Genomic DNA, 16,085 nt, shown 5'->3' on the forward strand with positions numbered 1-16,085 from the left:
TCGCTTCCAACCCGGCGAAAGGAACCGAGTGGAAGCGATCCTCCTGGTGGGCGGTCAGGGCACCCGTCTGCGCCCCCTGACGATCTCCACCCCGAAACCCCTGCTCCCCACCGCCGGGGTGGCGTTCCTCGCGCACCAGCTGGCCCGCGCCCACGCCTCGGGCGTCGAGCGCATCGTGTTCGCCACGTCCTACCGCGCCGAGATGTTCGAGGCGGCCTTCGGCGACCGCGCCTACGGCGTCGACCTCGCCTACGTCAGCGAGGACGAGCCGCTCGGCACCGGCGGCGCCATCCGCAACGCCGCCCGCGCCCTCACCTGCGGCCCGGACGACCCCGTCCTGATCCTGAACGGCGACATCCTGTCGGGCCACGACGTCCGCGCCCAGGTGAAGGTGCACGAGGCCGCCGCCGCCGAGGTGACCCTCCACCTCACCGAGGTCGACGACCCGTCCCGCTTCGGGTGCGTCCCCACGGCCGACGACGGCCGAGTCACCGCGTTCCTTGAGAAGACGCCCCATCCGGTGACGAACCAGATCAACGCGGGCTGCTACGTGTTCCGCCGGTCGGCCATCGACGCGATCCCCGAGCACGAGGTGGTCTCCGTCGAGCGCGAGACGTTCCCGTCGCTCATCTCCTCCGGCGCGGTGGTCATGGGCTATGTCGAGTCGGGCTACTGGCTCGACGTCGGCACCCCCGAGGCCTTCGTCCGGGGGTCGCGCGACCTCGTCCTCGGCGCCCTGGCCTCGCCCGCCATGCCCGGCGAGCCCGGGGAGCGCCTCGCCCTCGCGGGCGCGCGGGTCGCGCCGGGCGCGGTCGTGCGGGGCGGCACCACCGTCGGCCGCGGCGCCGTCGTCGAGGCGGGCGCCACCGTGATCGGAAGCGTCCTGCTGGAGGACGCCTACGTCGCCGAGGGCGCCACCGTCCGCGACTCGGTCCTCAGCCGGGGCGCCCGGGTCGGCCCCGGCGCGGTCCTCGACGGCGTCGTGCTGGGTGACGGCGCCGTGGTGGGTCCCGGCAACGAGCTGCGCTGCGGCGTCCGCGTCTGGCCCGGAATCGAACTCCCGCCGACCGCCATCCGCTTCTCCGCCGACGACTGAGACGAGCGAAAGCAAGACCGCCTTGCGCGGGGAGGCGCAAGGCGGGCTCGTGTGTGTTGCGGGTCAGCGGAGGGAACGGACCCGGCCGTCCAGGCCGAGTACCGCCACCGTGCGGCCGCCGGGGCGCAGGCGCACCAGGAGGCGGGAGCCCTCCCTGGTCACCTGCACCGTGCTCCTGGCGGTTCCGGCGAGGACGAGGCAGATCTGGCGTGCGCTCCGGATCTGGTTCGCGCAGTCCAGTTTGAGGTTGGGCATGCCCGGGCTCGGGTTGAACGGGTTGTAGCGGACCGGGGTCGGCATGATCCAGCCGCAGGAGCCGCCGCCGCGCAGGGTGACGACCTGCGCGCTCGGGCTGACGGTCGCCGAGCCCGAGGGGTTGAAACCGCTCGTGGCGAACGTGTTGTCCACCTTGACGGACGTGCCGCGCAGATCGATGTTCCCCTCGCCGACGGGGGTGTTCGTGCACGACATCGCGACGGCGTAGGGCATGCTCGTCACGGTCGTGGAGCCGCTGTGCCTGAGCGAGCCGGTGGACGACGCGTACTTCAGGTCGCCGATGTCCACGATGAACGTCGCGGGGTCGAGGCGGAGCCGGGTGAAGCGGGTCCTGACGTTCGTGCCGGGGGACGCGCCGCCGGCGGTGTACTGCGAGTAATTCTCGGACTGCCCGGTCTTTTCGAGCGTGACGTACTCCTTGGGAGCCGTCGCCATGTCGGCGCAGTACACCGTGAAGAGCTTCGCGCCATTGTGCAGCAGGTAGATGCCGTTCGGCGCGGTGGGGAAGTTCTGGCGGACCTGCTGGCAGCTTCGGTACACGACGCCGGCGTCGGCGTGCGCGGGGGGCGTCGCGACCATGGGCAGGGCCGTGCACGCGGCCGCGAGGACCAGCGATGCCCGGAATGGCAATTTCGCCATGAATTCTTCCTTTTTTGGGGGGTAGTGCTGCCCGGCAGATTAACAGCCATTTTGTAATCACAAAATAGCGCAAGGCGGGGAGAGGGGGTAATGAATGCGTAAAGCCTTGCAGCAGCAATAAGGAAGAATTTCGTTTTATGGCGACATTTATGTTTTGCGTCCCTGGTGGGGAGTCCGGGTGCGGGGCGGTGGCAGACTGGTGGCCGAGACCGTCGAGGCGCGGGCGTGCGCAAGGGCCTCGACGGGTCTCGAGGGGCGTGTCAAGCAGGGAGAGTCGGCTCGTTGAGTGTTGCTGAACCGTCGCCCGGGGTGGCCGGGAAGGCGACCGCTGGGCGCCTCCCCGGCCGGGTCCGGATGTGGCGGCCGCCGTGGGAGCTGGATCTGAAGGACGCGCTCGCGCCGCATCGGCGCGGGGCGCGCGATCCGGCGTGCCGGTTCGAGCGGGACGGGTCCGTCTGGCGGACGTCCCACACCCCCGGCGGGCCGGGCACGCTGCGGGTCGGGTGGGCCGGGGACGCCGTCGAGGCCACGGCCTGGGGGCCGGGCGCCGAATGGCTGCTGGACGGGGTGCCCGAGCTACTGGGGGCGGCCGACGAGCTGGACGGGTTCGTCGCGCGGCACGACGTCGTCCGCGACCAGGTGCTCAAGCGCCCGGGGCTGCGGATCGGACGGACGCGGCGGGTCTTCGAGGCGCTCGTGCCCGCGGTGATGGAGCAGAAGGTGCTGGGGCAGGAGGCGTGGCGCGCCTGGGCCTACCTGCTGCGCCGGTTCGGGCAGCCCGCGCCCGGCGCCCCGCACCTGCGGGTCCCGCCGCCGCCGGAGGTGTGGATCCGGATTCCCTCGTGGGAGTGGCACCGGTCCGGCCTGGAGGCCGTCCGGGCCCGGACGATCATCGGGGCGGCGCGGGTCGCGGGGCGGCTGGAGGAGGACCCGGGCGAGGCGCGGCTGCGGTCGCTGCCGGGCATCGGCGTGTGGACGGCCGCCGAGGTCAGGCAGCGCGCGGTGGGCGATCCCGACGCCGTCTCCGTCGGCGACTACCACCTGCCCGGCCTGGTCGGCTGGGCGCTGGCGGGCCGCAAGGTCGACGACGCCGGGATGCTGGAACTGCTGGAGCCCTACGCCGGTCATCGCTACCGGGTCACCCGGCTGCTGGAATCGTCCGGGATGCACCCGCCGAGGCGCGGCCCCCGTTTGCCCGTTCGGGACTACCGGTCCTTCTGACCGGGGCCTTCGCCGTGCGGCGGCGCAGCCAGAAGTGGTTCGGGGCCCAGTCGAGGCCGTCCCGGCTGTCGGCGCCGAAGAGGGGGCCGAGAACGGCGAGGGCGATGATGAGGCCGAGTACGTACAGCATGGTCTTCTTCCTTGGGATCGCAGTGGAGGCGTTCCCGCGCGGGGCGATCGGAGGGGCCGGGGTCTCCGCCTCTTTCCGTCGCACCTACAGTTTGACTCCGTCCAACGTTCAGGTCCAGCGAGGCTTTCTGTAGGGATTGTGTAAGAATCGCTTCACCATGCTGGATCTCGGACGTCTGCGAGTGCTGCGCGAGCTCAAGCTGCGCGGGACGCTCGCCGCGGTCGCCGACTCCCTCGGCTACACGCCGTCCGCGGTGTCGCAGCAGCTCGCGCAGCTCCAGCGGGACATCGGCGTCCCGGTGGTCGAGCGGGCCGGGCGGCGGCTGCGGCTGACCGAGGCGGGCGAGGTGCTCGTCGAGCACGCCGAGGTGCTGCTGGCGCGGGCGAAGCGGGCCGAGGAGGCGGCGCTCGCCGCGAGCGGCCGCGTCGCGGGCGTGGTGCGGCTCGTCGGCTTCCAGACGGCGCTGCTGCACGTGCTGGCGCCCGCGCTGCCGCGGCTGGCGGAGGCCTATCCCGACCTCACGGTGGACGTGCTGGACGAGGAGTTCCACCGGGTGCTCCAGGCGCTGGTGCTCCAGGAGATCGACGTCGTGCTGACCGACGAGTACTCGCACCTGCCGCGCCCGCGCCGGCCCGAGCTGACCTCCGAGGTCCTCGTCACCGAGATCATGCGGGTCGGGATGCCGGAGGGCCATCCGCTCGCCGGGCCGGGCGGGCCGGTCCGGATGGCCGACCTGGCCGGATGCCCGTGGGCCACCGGGCACGTCGGCACCAACCACGCCGACCTGCTCGAACGGACGTGCGTGGAGCTGGGCGGGTTCCGGCCCGACGTCCGCTACAGGTCCAACGACCTGATGGTCATCTTCGCGATGGTCGCCCAGGGCGGCGCGGTGTGCCTGGTGCCCGACCTCGCGCTCGCCGAGCGGGAGGAGGGCATCGTCGTGCGGGACGTCGCGGACGCCCCCGTGGACCGCCGCATGGTCATGTGGACGCGCGTCGGCGCGGAGGTGCGGCCGTCGGTCACGGCCGTCCTGCGGGAGCTGCGCCGCTCGGCCGACCTGCTGGTCGAGCGGCGCCCGAGCTGCCGCCGCGGCGCGCCCTGACCGGGCCTTCCGCGACGGCCTCGCAGGTCGGCGGGCCGGTCACACGGGGCGCGTCACCGGCGTCAGGGTGAGACCCTGCCGTCCGAAGTGGCCGATGCCGTCGGTGCGGCGGGACGCCTCCAGCCGCTCGGCGGGGACGTCGCCGTAGAGGGTGGTGCGCTGCCTGGCGGGACGGCCCGCGCGAGCCGCGATCGCCTCCAGTTCGCTGATGGGCTTGAACGACCCGTTCTCCGAGCCGGCCATCCGGCTGATGGTCTCCTCCATGAGGGTTCCGCCGAGGTCGTTCACCCCTCCCTGGAGGACCCGCGTGCACAGTTCGTCCCCGAGCTTCACCCACGACGTCTGGATGTTGGGGATCGCGCCGTGCAGGAGGATGCGCGCCAGGGCGTGGACGGCGACGTTCTCCCGCGCGGTCGGCCCCGGCCGCGCCAGCCCCGCGAGGTAGATGGGCGAGTTGTGGTGGACGAACGGCAGCAGCACGAACTCGCTGAACCCGCCCGTCCGCTCCTGGATCGACCGCAGCAGCCTGATGTGCGCGACCCAGTGCGCGGGGGTGTCCACGTGCCCGTACATCATCGTGGACGTCGTCGGGATGCCGATCTCGTGCGCGGTGGTGACGACCTCGACCCACTGGTCGGTGGGCAGCTTCCCCTTGGTCAGCACCCACCGCACGTCGTCGTCGAGGATCTCGGCGGCCGTCCCGGGCAGCGAGTCGACGCCCGCCTCCTTCGCCGCCTCCAGCCACTCCCGGATCGACAGGTCCGTCCGGGACGCGCCGTTCACGACCTCCATCGGGCTGTAGGAGTGCAGGTGGATGCCGGGCGCGCGGCGCTTCACCTCGCGGGCGAGGTCGAAGTAGGCGGTGCCGGGCAGGTCCGGGTGGATGCCGCCCTGCATGCAGACCTCGGTCGCGCCCGCCTCCCACGCCTCGTCCACGCGGTCCCCGACCTGCTCCAGGGACAGCGTGTAGGCGTCGGCGTCCGTGCGGCGCTGCGCGAACGCGCAGAACCGGCAGCCGGTGTAGCAGACGTTCGTGAAGTTGATGTTCCGGGTGACGACGTAGGTGACCTCGTCGCCGACGGTGTCGCGCCGCAGGCCGTCGGCGAGCGCGGCGAGCGCGTCCAACTCCGGGCCCTCGGCGTGCAGGAGGGCCAGGGCCTCGTCGTCGGACAGCCCCGCGGGGTCCTTCTCCGCGCGGGCCAGAGCGGCCTTGACGTCGGCGTCGAACCGCTGGGGGGCGGCCATGCGCTCGCGCAGCGCGTCCCAGTCGCCGTACACCTCGTCGAAGTCGTCGCGCCGGTCCGCGGTGCGGCCCGTCGTGTCGATCTCGGTGTGCAGGTCGGTGCGGCCGGACGCCTCGAACCCGCCGTCGGGCTCCTGCCAGGGGCGTCCCTCCAGGACGGCGTCCTCCCGCGCCAGCCCCGTCGCGGGGTCGGCGAGGGCGGCGACGTGCGCGGTGAGGCGCGGGTCCAGCCACGGCTCGCCGCGCCGCACGTACTCGGGGTAGATCGTGAGCCGCTCGCGCAGCGCGAACCCCGCCCCGGCGGTCCTGGCGGCCAGTTCGTCGATCTGCGGCCACGGCCGCTCCGGGTTCACGTGGTCGGGCGTCAGCGGCGACACCCCGCCCCAGTCGTCGATCCCGGCGCGCAGCATCAGCGCGTACTGCTCGGCGACGAGGTTCGGCGGCGCCTGCACGCGCGCCTTCGGGCCGAGGACGAGCCGCGTCACCGCGATCGTCGCGGCCAGCTCCTCCAGCTCGGCGTCGGGGGTGTCGCGCATCTTCGTGTCGGGCTTGGCGCGGAAGTTCTGGACGATCACCTCCTGGATCGCCCCGTACTCGCGCATGGTCCGCCGGATCTCGAAGATCGCGTCCGCGCGCTCCTCGACGGTCTCGCCGATCCCGATGAGGATGCCGGTCGTGAACGGCACGTTCGTGCGGCCCGCGTCCTCCAGCACCCGCAGCCGGACGGCCGGGTCCTTGTCAGGCGACCCGAAGTGGGGGCCGCCGCGCTCGCTGAACAGCCGCGTCGCGGTCGTCTCCAGCATCATCCCCATGGACGGCGCGACCGGCTTGAGGCGCTGGAAGTCGCGCCAGGTCAGCACCCCGGGGTTCAGGTGCGGCAGGAGCCCGGTCTCCTCCAGGACCCGGATCGCCATCGCGCGCACGTACGAGAGGGTGTCGTCGTAGCCGTGCGCGTCCAGCCACTCGCGGGCCGGGCGCCACCGGTCCTCGGGGCGGTCCCCGAGCGTGAACAGCGCCTCCTTGCAGCCCAGCTCGGCGCCGCGCCGCGCGATGTCCAGCACCTCGTCGGGGCTGAGATAGGGCGAGTCGAGCCGGTGCGGGACGGTCGCGAACGTGCAGTACCCGCAGCGGTCCCGGCACAGCCGGGTCAGCGGGATGAAGACCTTGCGGCTGTAGGTGATGACGCCGGGACGGCCCGCGGCCTCCAGACCGGCGTCGCGTGTGCGGGCCGCGTGGGCGAGCAGGTCGTCGAGCTGCGCACCGCGGGCCCGCAGCAGGGTGGTGGCCTCGGATCGGTCCAGTGTCTTGCCGTCGCGCGCGCGGGCCAGGGCCCGGCGAAGAGCGGAGCTCGGGGCGTCCATGCGGGCACTCTATGCCAATCGTCATATTCGGCGCCGCGCCGGGGCCCGGAAACGGACGAAAAGGAAAAGGCCCCGGCCGTAGAAGCCGGGGCCCACCCGCGTCTATTCCCGCGGTCCCTGTCCCATCACCTGACCTCGATGAAGGCGTCCGGGGAGCGCGGCGGCCGCTCGCGCGGGGGCGCGGCCGCGTGGCCCACCCCGACGGCGCCCATCGGGTCCCACTCGTCCGGCAGGTCGAGGACGTCGCGGACCACGTCCCGGCAGAACATCGTGCTCGACACCCAGCACGAGCCGAGCCCCTCCACGGCCAGCGCGACCAGGAGGTTCTCCACGCCCGCCCCGGCCGCCACCACGAACATCTCGCGCTCGGCGCGGGACCGCCGCTCGTCCGGATAGTCGTGCGACCCGTCCATGACCAGGCACGGGACGACGAGGTAGGGGGCCCGGCGCAGCACCTCGCCGCGCCGCAGCCGCTTGGCGACCGACTCGTCGGAGAAGCCGTCGCGGCGCAGGTCGGCCTCCCAGGCGTCGCGCATCGCGTCCAGCAGCCGCGTCCGCGAGCCCGCCGACTCCAGCAGGACGAACCGCCACGGCGTGGTGTGGTGCGGCGCCGGCGCGGTGATCGCAGCGCCGACCGCCCGCCGCACCGCCGCCGGGTCCACCGGCTCCGCGGTGAACTCGCGGATCGTGCGCCGCGCGCCCAGCACGTCCGCCGACCCGAACCGGAACATGTCCTCCTCCGGCGGACGCACCAGCGCCCGCGCGCCGGGCCCGTCCTCTCGCGTGAGCAGGCCGGACAGCCCGCGCACGACCGCGATCGGCACGCCCTCCAGCTTGCCCTTGACCAACTCTCCGGCCGCCGCGATCTCGTCGGCGACCGCCGTGATCGTGACGTCCAGGCGGTTGCCGTAGGCGTCGTCGCGGCCGCGCAGGTCGCTGAGCGGGGCCAGGCCGGCGACGCCGATCGCCGCGTCCGTCAGCCCGTTGCGCCAGGGCCGCCCGAGCGTGTCCGACACGATCACGGCCACGTCCGCGCCGGTCCGCTCCCGCACCCCGGCCCGGATGCGCCGGGCCGAGTCGTCCGGGTCCTCCGGCAGCAGCAGCACCGTGCCGGGCCGGGTGTTGGACGCGTCCACACCGGCGGCGGCCAGGACCAGCCCCTGCCGCGTCTCGACGATCCGGGTCTCGCCGCGGGCGTGCGTCCGCCGCGCCACCACCCGCACGGTCTCGGCGTCGATGGCCTTCTCCCGGTCGTCCGCGACCAGGACCCGCCCCTCCGCCTTGCTGACGATCTTGGAGGTGACGACGAGGACGTCGCCGTCCTCGACCGTCCCGTCCGGGATCAGCGCGGCGATGTCGGCGCCCTCGGCGACCTCCGGGAGCCCCGGCACGCCGAACACCTCGATCTTGCGCGGGGGGACGGCTCCGCTCGGTCCCGCGCTCATTCGGCGACCCCCGCCCGCTTCAGCTCCACCGCCAGGTCCAGGGCCGCCCGCGCGATGGCGGCGGTCGTCTCGGCGTCGCGCATCAGCAGCGGCCGCGAGCGCACCTCGATGCCCTCCACCCGCACGTCCGCGTCGGCGTCGTCGACCAGCCAGCCGTCCAGCAGCCCGAGGCCGTAGTGCTCGGCGACCGCCCGCGCCGACGTCTCCACCCCGATCGCGGTCAGGCACGCGTCGGCCATCCCCCGCACGGGCGCCCCGCCGACGATGGGCGACACGCCCACCACGGTCTTGGTCGCGACCGCGTCCCGGATGCCGGGCACCGCCAGGATCGTCCCGATGCTCACCACCGGGTTGGACGGCGGGAACAGCACCACGTCGGCCGCCTCGACCGCCGCCAGCACCCCCGGCGCCGGCGCGGACTCCGCGGCGCCCACCGCCGCGATCGACAGCGCCGGGACCGAGGCGCGCATCCGCACCCACCACTCCTGGAAGTGGATCGCGCGCCGCCCCTGCTCGTCCTCGACCACCACGTGCGTCTCGACCTGGTCGTCGGTCATCGGCAGCAGCCGGACCCCCGGCCGCCACCGGTCGCACAGCGCCTCGGTCACCGCGGACAGCCGGTAGCCCGCCGCCAGCATCTGCGTCCGGACGATGTGCGTCGCGAAGTCGCGGTCGCCGAGCCCGAACCAGCCCGGCCCCACCCCGTAGGCGGCCAGCTCCTCCTTGACGGTGAAGGTCTCCTCCGCCCGTCCCCAGCCCTGCTCCTCGTTGATGCCGCCGCCGAGCGTGTACATCACGGTGTCCAGGTCGGGGCAGACCCGCAGGCCGAACAGGGAGATGTCGTCCCCGGTGTTGCCGATGACGGTGATCTCCGCCTCCGGGGCGGCCGCCAGGAGCCCGCGCAGGAAACGGGCGCCGCCGATCCCGCCCGCCAACGCCACGATCTTCATGGTCCCAACCCTACGGTGATCCCCGAGGAGAGCAGAGGGGTCGCCGCCCCGGGCGACACTATGCAAAGCTTTGCCTGCTATCGGAGAACGCCCGGTCCCGAGTCTGGAGATGCCACCGTGAACAAGGAAGCCGTCCAGCGCCTGCGCGAACCGGCCGCCTGGGTCCTGCTCGCCGCGGCGGGCGTCCACCTTCTCGCGGGCATCATCTCGCTTCTCGGCGGCGGGGGCAGCTTCACGCTGCGCGCCCTCGGCCAGACCAACGACGGGACCTTCCTGCAGGTCGCGATGGTCGGCCTCGTCGCCCTGGCGATCGCGCTGACGACCTCGGGCGCCGCCCCGACCCCGCAGGCGCGGACGATCACCATGGGGGCGCTCGGCGTTCTCGGCGGCATCGGGCTGTTCGGCGTGATCTGCTGGCTGAGCGGGATGCTCGCCAACTCCGACTACGCGGGCGCGGTGACCAAGCTCACGACCTTCCTGGTCGGCGCCGGTGACCTGGCCGTCGTCGGCGTCGGCGGCTGGTTCGCCTTCACGGTCTTCAAGGGGATGCAGCCGCCCCGCCCGCAGCCGCAGATGCAGCAGCAGGGCGGCTACCCCGACTTCGGCTACCAGCAGGGCCAGCCGGGCCAGCAGCAGTACGGGCAGCAGCAGCAGTACGGGCAGCCCGCCCAGCCGGGCTACGAGCAGCAGCAGTACCAGCAGTACCCGCAGTACGGGCAGCAGGCCGGTGAGGGGCAGCAGCCCGCCCAGCCGGGGTACGAGCAGCAGCAGTACGGCCAGCAGCAGTACGGGCAGCAGCAGTACGGCCAGCCCGCCCAGCCGGGCTACGACCAGCACGGCCAGCCGCAGGAGTACCAGCAGTACGGCGGCCAGGGCGGCTACCAGCAGGGCCCGCAGCAGGGGCAGCCGCCCGCCGAGCAGGAGGACATGGGCGAGTGGACCCGTGCCTACGGCGGCGGCTCCGGCCAGGACCCGCAGGGCACCCAGCCCGCCCCGCCGCAGGGCGGCGACCAGGAGGGCGGCGACTGGTACCGGGACAACCGTCCCCCGCCGCCGCAGTGACGATCTTCCGGCGGGGCAGGGGTCCCGCCGGTGACCGCCCGATTAACTGATCTTCATCCAAAGGTCAGCATGCCCATCCCGGCAAAACCCGCTATGTCGCCCGGGAATGCCTTCCGGCTTGACGGGGCCACTGCTACACGCGTGTAATTTCGTCGGTGTAGTTTCAATGCCGTCTCGGGGGAAGGAACTCGTGGGAGGGCATTGACCAGGGGGTTCCACGGGCAGGGAGGTGCGCTGTGAGCGAGGTGGTCATCCCGCTGGCGCACGGCACAGACGGCGAAGAGTTGGGCTGGCAGGAGCGCGCCCTGTGCGCGCAGACGGACCCGGAGGCGTTTTTTCCGGAGAAGGGCGGCTCCACTCGCGAGGCCAAGAAGGTGTGCCGGGCATGCGAGGTGCGTACGGAGTGCCTTGAGTACGCGCTGCAGCACGACGAACGGTTCGGCATCTGGGGAGGGCTCTCCGAGCGGGAACGCCGGAAGCTGAAGCGGCAGGCCGTCTGACCCACGGGCCGCGTCCCCGGATCTCGGTGGATCCGGAGCGTGCCCGGCGCGGCCACGCGTACAGTTATCAGCCGTGCCGGCCCTGGGCCGGCACGGCTGCTGTCCGTCCGGGCACCGCGCGCTCGTCCCGCACCGCCCGTCCGGCCGGCACCGACACCGTCCGTCCCACAGATCGAGCCACCCTTGGCCCCCACCCTCGATCGCCATGTCGTCACCGCCGTCCTCGTCGCGCACGACGGCGCGCGGTGGCTTCCGGAGGCGCTGAAGGCGCTGCTGACGCAGTCGCGCCCCGCGCAGCGGCTCGTGACCGTCGACACCGGCAGCACCGACCGCGGACCCGCCGTCCTCGCCGAGGTCGTCGGCGGCGACCAGGTCCTCACGCTGCCCCGCACCACCGGCTACGGCGAGGCCATCGCCGAGGCGCTGCGGCAGGACGCCGCGTCCGTGCCCGTCCCCGAGGACGAGTCCGCCCCCGCCCCCCACGCCGACCAGGGCCAGGACTCCCGCAAGCCCCGCACGGAGTGGATCTGGCTGCTGCACGACGACTGCGCGCCCGACCGCGACGCGCTCGACCGGCTGCTGCGGACGGCCGACGCCGACCCCAACGTGGCGGTGCTCGGCCCCAAGGTCCGCGACTGGGACGATCGCCGCGTCCTGCGCGAGCTCGGCGTCACCGTCGACGCCGCCGGGCGCCGCCACACCGGCCTGGACCGGCGCGAGTTCGACCAGGGCCAGCACGACGGCGTCCGGGACGTCCTGTCGGTCGGCAGCGCGGGGATGCTGGTCCGCCGCGACGTGTGGGAGAAGCTCGGCGGCTTCGACGTCGAGTACGGCATCTTCCGCGACGACCTGGACTTCTGCTGGCGCGTCCACGCCGCCGGGTACCGGGTCGTCACCGCCAGCGACGCCGTCGTCTACCACGCGGAGGCGTCCCGGCGCGGGCTCCGCGGGATCGGCATGACCGCCGAGCACCCCGCCCGCCGCGACCGCCGCAACGCGCTGCTCACCCTGTTCGCCAACCAGCCGCTCGGGGCGCTGCCGCGGGCCCTCGTCCGCAACGTGTGGGCGTCGCTCGCGCACGCCCTCGTCCTGGTGGCCACCAAACGGCCGGGCATGGCCCGCGAGGAGCTGCGCGCGCTCGGCGACGTGCTGCGCTCGCCCGGCCGGCTCCGGCGCGCGCGGGCCGCCCGCGCCGAGGGCCGCACGCGCGTGCGGCGCAGCGTCCGCCGGTTCCAGACGCGCTGGGTCGTCCTGCGCCGGGCCGGCGAGGCCGTCTCGGAGCACTTCGCCGCCCACGAGCGCGACCGCGAGGACAGGGACGACGACCTCACGGCCGACGAGCCCGGCCCGATCCGCCGGTTCCTCGCCCGCCCCGGCGTGATGGTCGTGCTCGGCCTCACCGCCGTCGCGGTCGCCGCCGAACGCTCCCTGGCGACGGCCGCCGGGCGGCTCGGCGGCGGCGCGCTCGTCCCCGTGTGGGGCGGCGCGAGCGACCTGTGGGCGCAGTACCTGTCGGGCTGGCACCCGGTGGGGCTCGGCACCGACGCGGGCAGCCCCCCGTACGTCGGGGTCCTGGCCGTGCTGTCCACCGCGGCGTTCGGCAAGCCGTGGCTGGCGGTGTCGGTCCTGCTGCTCGGCAGCGTCCCGCTGGCCGGGCTCACCGCCTACCGCGCGTCGCGGCTGCTGGTGGTGGAGGCGCCGCGGACGGGACGGCGCGCCCGCGTGTCCGGCCGCCGCGTCCCGCTCTCGGCCGTCCGGGCCTGGTTCGCCGCCGTGTACGCGCTGCTTCCCGCCGCGACCGGCGCCGTCGCGGGCGGGCGGATCGGGACCTGCGTCGTCCTCGTCCTCCTGCCGCTGATCGCCGTGCACGCCGCCCGCTTCTACGGCTTCCCCCGGTCGGAGGCCGCCGCGCTCGACGCCCGGACGCGCCGCAAGCGCGCCGGGCGGGCCACCTGGACGGTCGCGCTGCTGCTCGCCGTCGCGATGTCCTTCGTCCCGCTGATCTGGCCGATCGCCCTGCTGGCCGCCGGGATGGTGCGGGCGCTGCTGGACCGGCCGGGGCGCCAGGGCCTGCGCGGCCTGGCCATCGCGCTCGGCGTCCCGCCGCTGCTCACGCTCCCGTGGACCGCGGGCCTGCTGCTGCATCCGTCCCGGTTCCTGACCGAGGCGGGCCTGCACCGGCGGTTCGCCCCCGCCGCCCCGGCCGACCTGCTGGCGCTCGACCCGGGAGGGCCGGGCACGCCCGCGCGGTGGGCGCTCGCCGGGCTGCTCGCGGTCGCCGTGTGCGCGCTGCCGCTCCGCAGCCGCCGGGGCCACGTGCTCGCCGGCTGGCTGCTGGCCGTCTTCGGGCTGCTCGTCGCGGTGCTGACCAGCGCCGCCACCGTCACCAAGGGGGCGGACGAGGCGCCGGCGTGGCCCGGGGTCGCGCTGCTGTTCGCGGGCGCCGGGCTGCTGCTGGCCGCCACCGCCGCCGTGCAGCGCGCCACCGAGACCCTCGCCGGCAATCACCTGATCTACAAGGCGGGCGGGGCGGCCGTGCTCGCCGCGGCGCTCACGGCGCCCGTCCTGGCGGCCGCGCTCTGGGTGGCCGGCGGCGCGGGCGGCCCAGTGGGGCGGCTCGACCCCGACACCGTCCCCCAGTTCGTCCAGGGGACCGGCGGAGTCAGGACGCTCGTCCTGCACCGAGAGCAGACCGGGCGGGTCTCCTACACGGTCCTCAGGGGCGCGCGTCCCCGCCTGGGGGAGTCGGAGGTCGTCGTCGAGGGCCGGGCCCAAGACCGTATGGACGACCTCGTCGCCGGTCTGGCGGTCGGCCGGGAGGGCGACGACGGGCCCGCTCTGACGCGGATGGGCGTCCAGTACCTGCTGGTGCCGCACCCGGCGACCGATCCGCTCACCAAGGTCCTGGACGCGTCCCCCGAACTGACGCGTCTCAGCCGCACGGGCACGTTCGCCGTGTGGCGACTCCAGGCGACGTCCGCCCGGTTGATGCTTCTGCAAGGCTCAACGGTCACGCCCCTATCCGCCGGGCGCGTCGACGCCCGCGTGCAGCTCCCGCCTGGCACGGGCCCGCGAACGCTTCTCCTGGCCGAACCCGCCGACGGCGGGTGGCGGGCCGCGCTGAACGGCCACGACGTCAAGGCGCGGACGGTGGACGGCTGGGCGCAGGGGTACGATGTCCCGACCGCCGGAGGCGAGTTCGAACTGACCCGGTCGATGACGATGCGGCACATCTGGGTCGTGATCCAGGGGATCGCCGTCCTGCTGGTGGCCGTGCTGGCGCTGCCGGGCGCGCAGTCCGACACGCTGATGCTCGCCGCGGAGAAGGAGCGCCGCCGCCGCGGACGGCGGGGACGGCGCCGCGCGCCGCGCGTGCCCCGCGCCCGCGTCCAGCGCGAGCTGCCGCCCGCCGCGCCCGCGGAACCGCCGGAGCCACCGGAGGCGGCGGAGGAACCCAGCACCGAGGAGGTGTCCTGATGGACAAGGCCCTGCGCTTCCTCGGCATGCGCTACGCCACCGCCGCCCTCATGCTCGTCGCCGTCGCCGCGCTCTACGGCGCCGCGACGTTCTCCCGCCCGGGCGAGGCGTCCGAGAAGGGCCGCGAGGCGCCGGTCACGCACGCCGTGGCGGTCTGCCCGGGGCACGAGGGAGGCCGCCTCGCCGTCCAGTCCCTCGCCGGGAGGAAGGGCGGCGGGCGCGTCGACCTGACGCCGACGAAGGGCGGATCGCCGCTGGGGTCCATGACGACGCCCGGCCAGGGCTGGGGCAAGGACACCAAGTCCGGCGAGGACTCCTACACCCTGCGCGCCACCGGCCCCATCGCCGGCGGCCTGGAGGCGGAGCAGACCACCTACTGGGACGGCGGCGACGACCGCGGCCTCGCCGGCGCCCGCTGCGAGGTTCCCGGCACCGACCTGTGGTTCATGGGCCCCGGGCCTGTCGCCGCCGACGAACTCGACCTCTACCTGACCAACGTCGACGCGCAGCCCGCGTCCGTCGACGTCTCCGCCCTGTCCGGCGAGGGCCCGCTCGACACCACCGAGGGCCGCGGCACACCCGTCGAGCCCTACACCACCCGCGTCGTGAAGATCGGGGGGTCGCCCGAGGGGCTCGGCGACATCGTGAAGACCGCCGCCGATCTCGCCCTGCGCGTGCGCACCACCAGCGGCCGCGTCGCGGCGTCCCTGCGCGTCCGGATCGGTGAGAAGAAGGGCGTCGAGTGGCTGCCGCGGTCGCCCGCGCCCGCGGCCACCGCCCTCGTGCCCGGCGTGCCGGGCGGCTCGGGCGGGCGCCGCCTGCTGGTCGCGGTCCCCGGCGAGGCCGACGCCCAGATCAGGGTCCAGGTGATCACCGCGGACGGCGCGTTCGCCCCGCAGGGCCAAGACGTCCTGGACGCTCCCGGCAAGACGGTGACGTCCGTCGCCCTCGACGGCGCCCTGTCCGGCAAGGCCGCGGCGGTCCGGCTCGTCGCCGACCGCCCCATCCTCGCGGGCTTCGCCGCCGACCGGGGCGCCGACGTCGCCTACGGCACCGCCACGCCGCCGCTCGGCGCGTCCGCGCCCGGCGTCGTCGCCGACAACCGCTTCGACTCGTCGTTGTCCCTGACCGCCCCGTCCGGCGCGGCGAGCGTCCAGGTCACGACCATGAACGCGCAGGGCGCCGGCACTCCCCGGCAGGTCGACGTCCCCGCCGGACGCACCGTCGAGACCGAGCTCGCCGCACCCGGCACCGGCGCGGACGCCTCCTTCGGCGCGGTGATCACTCCGAGGCCCGGCTCGGCGCCCGTCTACGCGTCCCGCGTCCTCGCCAAAGGCAAGGGCGACGGCTACCTGTTCACCGTGCTGCCGATCGTCCCGGCCCCCACGACCCTGCGCCTCCCGGACACCGCCGACTCCCAAACGGCCCTGACGCCGAACTGACCCCGACGCGAGTGCCTGTCTCGGAGCCGCCTCGGTCAAGCGCGCGAACGCGTGAGCTGGCCGGTGGAGCGAGGCCGGAGGCGAGCGGAGCCGGGCAGATCGCGAAGCGATGCCGCGTTCGCCCAGTACCGGTCACGTAGC

11 protein-coding genes are annotated in these 16,085 nt (G+C 74.3%); 7 read left to right on the forward strand and 4 right to left on the reverse strand.

The features are described 5' to 3' along the window. The first annotated feature begins 28 nt into the window (after window positions 1–28). Window positions 29–1,096, forward strand: coding sequence for an NDP-sugar synthase (locus AB0C84_RS17160; RefSeq protein WP_179846158.1), 1,068 nt, complete (start codon window positions 29–31; stop codon window positions 1,094–1,096). Between the two features lie 63 nt (window positions 1,097–1,159). Here the strand turns inward: AB0C84_RS17160 and AB0C84_RS17165 are convergent, their stop codons facing one another. Then, window positions 1,160–2,011 carry a GON domain-containing protein gene (locus AB0C84_RS17165; protein ID WP_361066796.1) on the reverse strand — a complete coding sequence of 284 codons (852 nt, stop codon included), beginning with the start codon at window positions 2,009–2,011 and terminating at the stop codon, window positions 1,160–1,162. A gap of 282 nt (window positions 2,012–2,293) precedes the next feature. Here AB0C84_RS17165 and AB0C84_RS17170 point away from each other — a divergent pair, with 282 nt between their 5' ends. After that, window positions 2,294–3,232: a DNA-3-methyladenine glycosylase 2 family protein gene (locus tag AB0C84_RS17170; protein ID WP_361066799.1), complete on the forward strand. Its 939-nt coding sequence runs from the start codon at window positions 2,294–2,296 to the stop codon at window positions 3,230–3,232. A gap of 287 nt (window positions 3,233–3,519) precedes the next feature. Beyond that, window positions 3,520–4,464 (forward strand): LysR family transcriptional regulator, encoded by a 945-nt coding sequence (locus AB0C84_RS17175; protein WP_339155384.1) that lies wholly within the window; start codon window positions 3,520–3,522, stop codon window positions 4,462–4,464. Between the two features lie 39 nt (window positions 4,465–4,503). Here AB0C84_RS17175 and AB0C84_RS17180 read toward each other — a convergent pair whose 3' ends face one another. The 3 genes from AB0C84_RS17180 to cofD all read right to left on the reverse strand — a co-directional run bounded on the left by AB0C84_RS17180 (window position 4,504) and on the right by cofD (window position 9,463). After that, window positions 4,504–7,068 (reverse strand): bifunctional FO biosynthesis protein CofGH, encoded by a 2,565-nt coding sequence (locus tag AB0C84_RS17180; protein ID WP_361066803.1) that lies wholly within the window; start codon window positions 7,066–7,068, stop codon window positions 4,504–4,506. A 125-nt stretch (window positions 7,069–7,193) separates the two neighbouring features. Further along, window positions 7,194–8,513: a coenzyme F420-0:L-glutamate ligase gene (locus tag AB0C84_RS17185; RefSeq protein ID WP_361066806.1), complete on the reverse strand. Its 1,320-nt coding sequence runs from the start codon at window positions 8,511–8,513 to the stop codon at window positions 7,194–7,196. Continuing rightward, window positions 8,510–9,463: a 2-phospho-L-lactate transferase gene (cofD, locus tag AB0C84_RS17190; RefSeq protein ID WP_179846164.1), complete on the reverse strand. Its 954-nt coding sequence runs from the start codon at window positions 9,461–9,463 to the stop codon at window positions 8,510–8,512. The genes AB0C84_RS17185 and cofD overlap by 4 nt, the downstream gene beginning before the upstream one ends. Before the next feature lie 117 nt (window positions 9,464–9,580). Here cofD and AB0C84_RS17195 point away from each other — a divergent pair, with 117 nt between their 5' ends. The 4 genes from AB0C84_RS17195 to AB0C84_RS17210 all read left to right on the forward strand — a co-directional run bounded on the left by AB0C84_RS17195 (window position 9,581) and on the right by AB0C84_RS17210 (window position 15,944). Then, window positions 9,581–10,525, forward strand: coding sequence for a hypothetical protein (locus AB0C84_RS17195; protein ID WP_361066810.1), 945 nt, complete (start codon window positions 9,581–9,583; stop codon window positions 10,523–10,525). 236 nt (window positions 10,526–10,761) lie between these two features. Further along, window positions 10,762–11,025: a WhiB family transcriptional regulator gene (locus tag AB0C84_RS17200; RefSeq protein WP_021594342.1), complete on the forward strand. Its 264-nt coding sequence runs from the start codon at window positions 10,762–10,764 to the stop codon at window positions 11,023–11,025. A gap of 183 nt (window positions 11,026–11,208) precedes the next feature. Continuing rightward, window positions 11,209–14,502 (forward strand): glycosyltransferase family 2 protein, encoded by a 3,294-nt coding sequence (locus tag AB0C84_RS17205; RefSeq protein WP_361066813.1) that lies wholly within the window; start codon window positions 11,209–11,211, stop codon window positions 14,500–14,502. Next, window positions 14,502–15,944 (forward strand): DUF5719 family protein, encoded by a 1,443-nt coding sequence (locus tag AB0C84_RS17210; RefSeq protein ID WP_361066816.1) that lies wholly within the window; start codon window positions 14,502–14,504, stop codon window positions 15,942–15,944. The genes AB0C84_RS17205 and AB0C84_RS17210 overlap by 1 nt, the downstream gene beginning before the upstream one ends. The last annotated feature ends 141 nt before the right edge of the window (window positions 15,945–16,085 follow it).

Origin of the sequence: Actinomadura sp. NPDC048955 (assembly GCF_040649435.1) — a bacterium.
GTDB lineage: Bacteria > Actinomycetota > Actinomycetes > Streptosporangiales > Streptosporangiaceae > Spirillospora > Spirillospora luteofluorescens.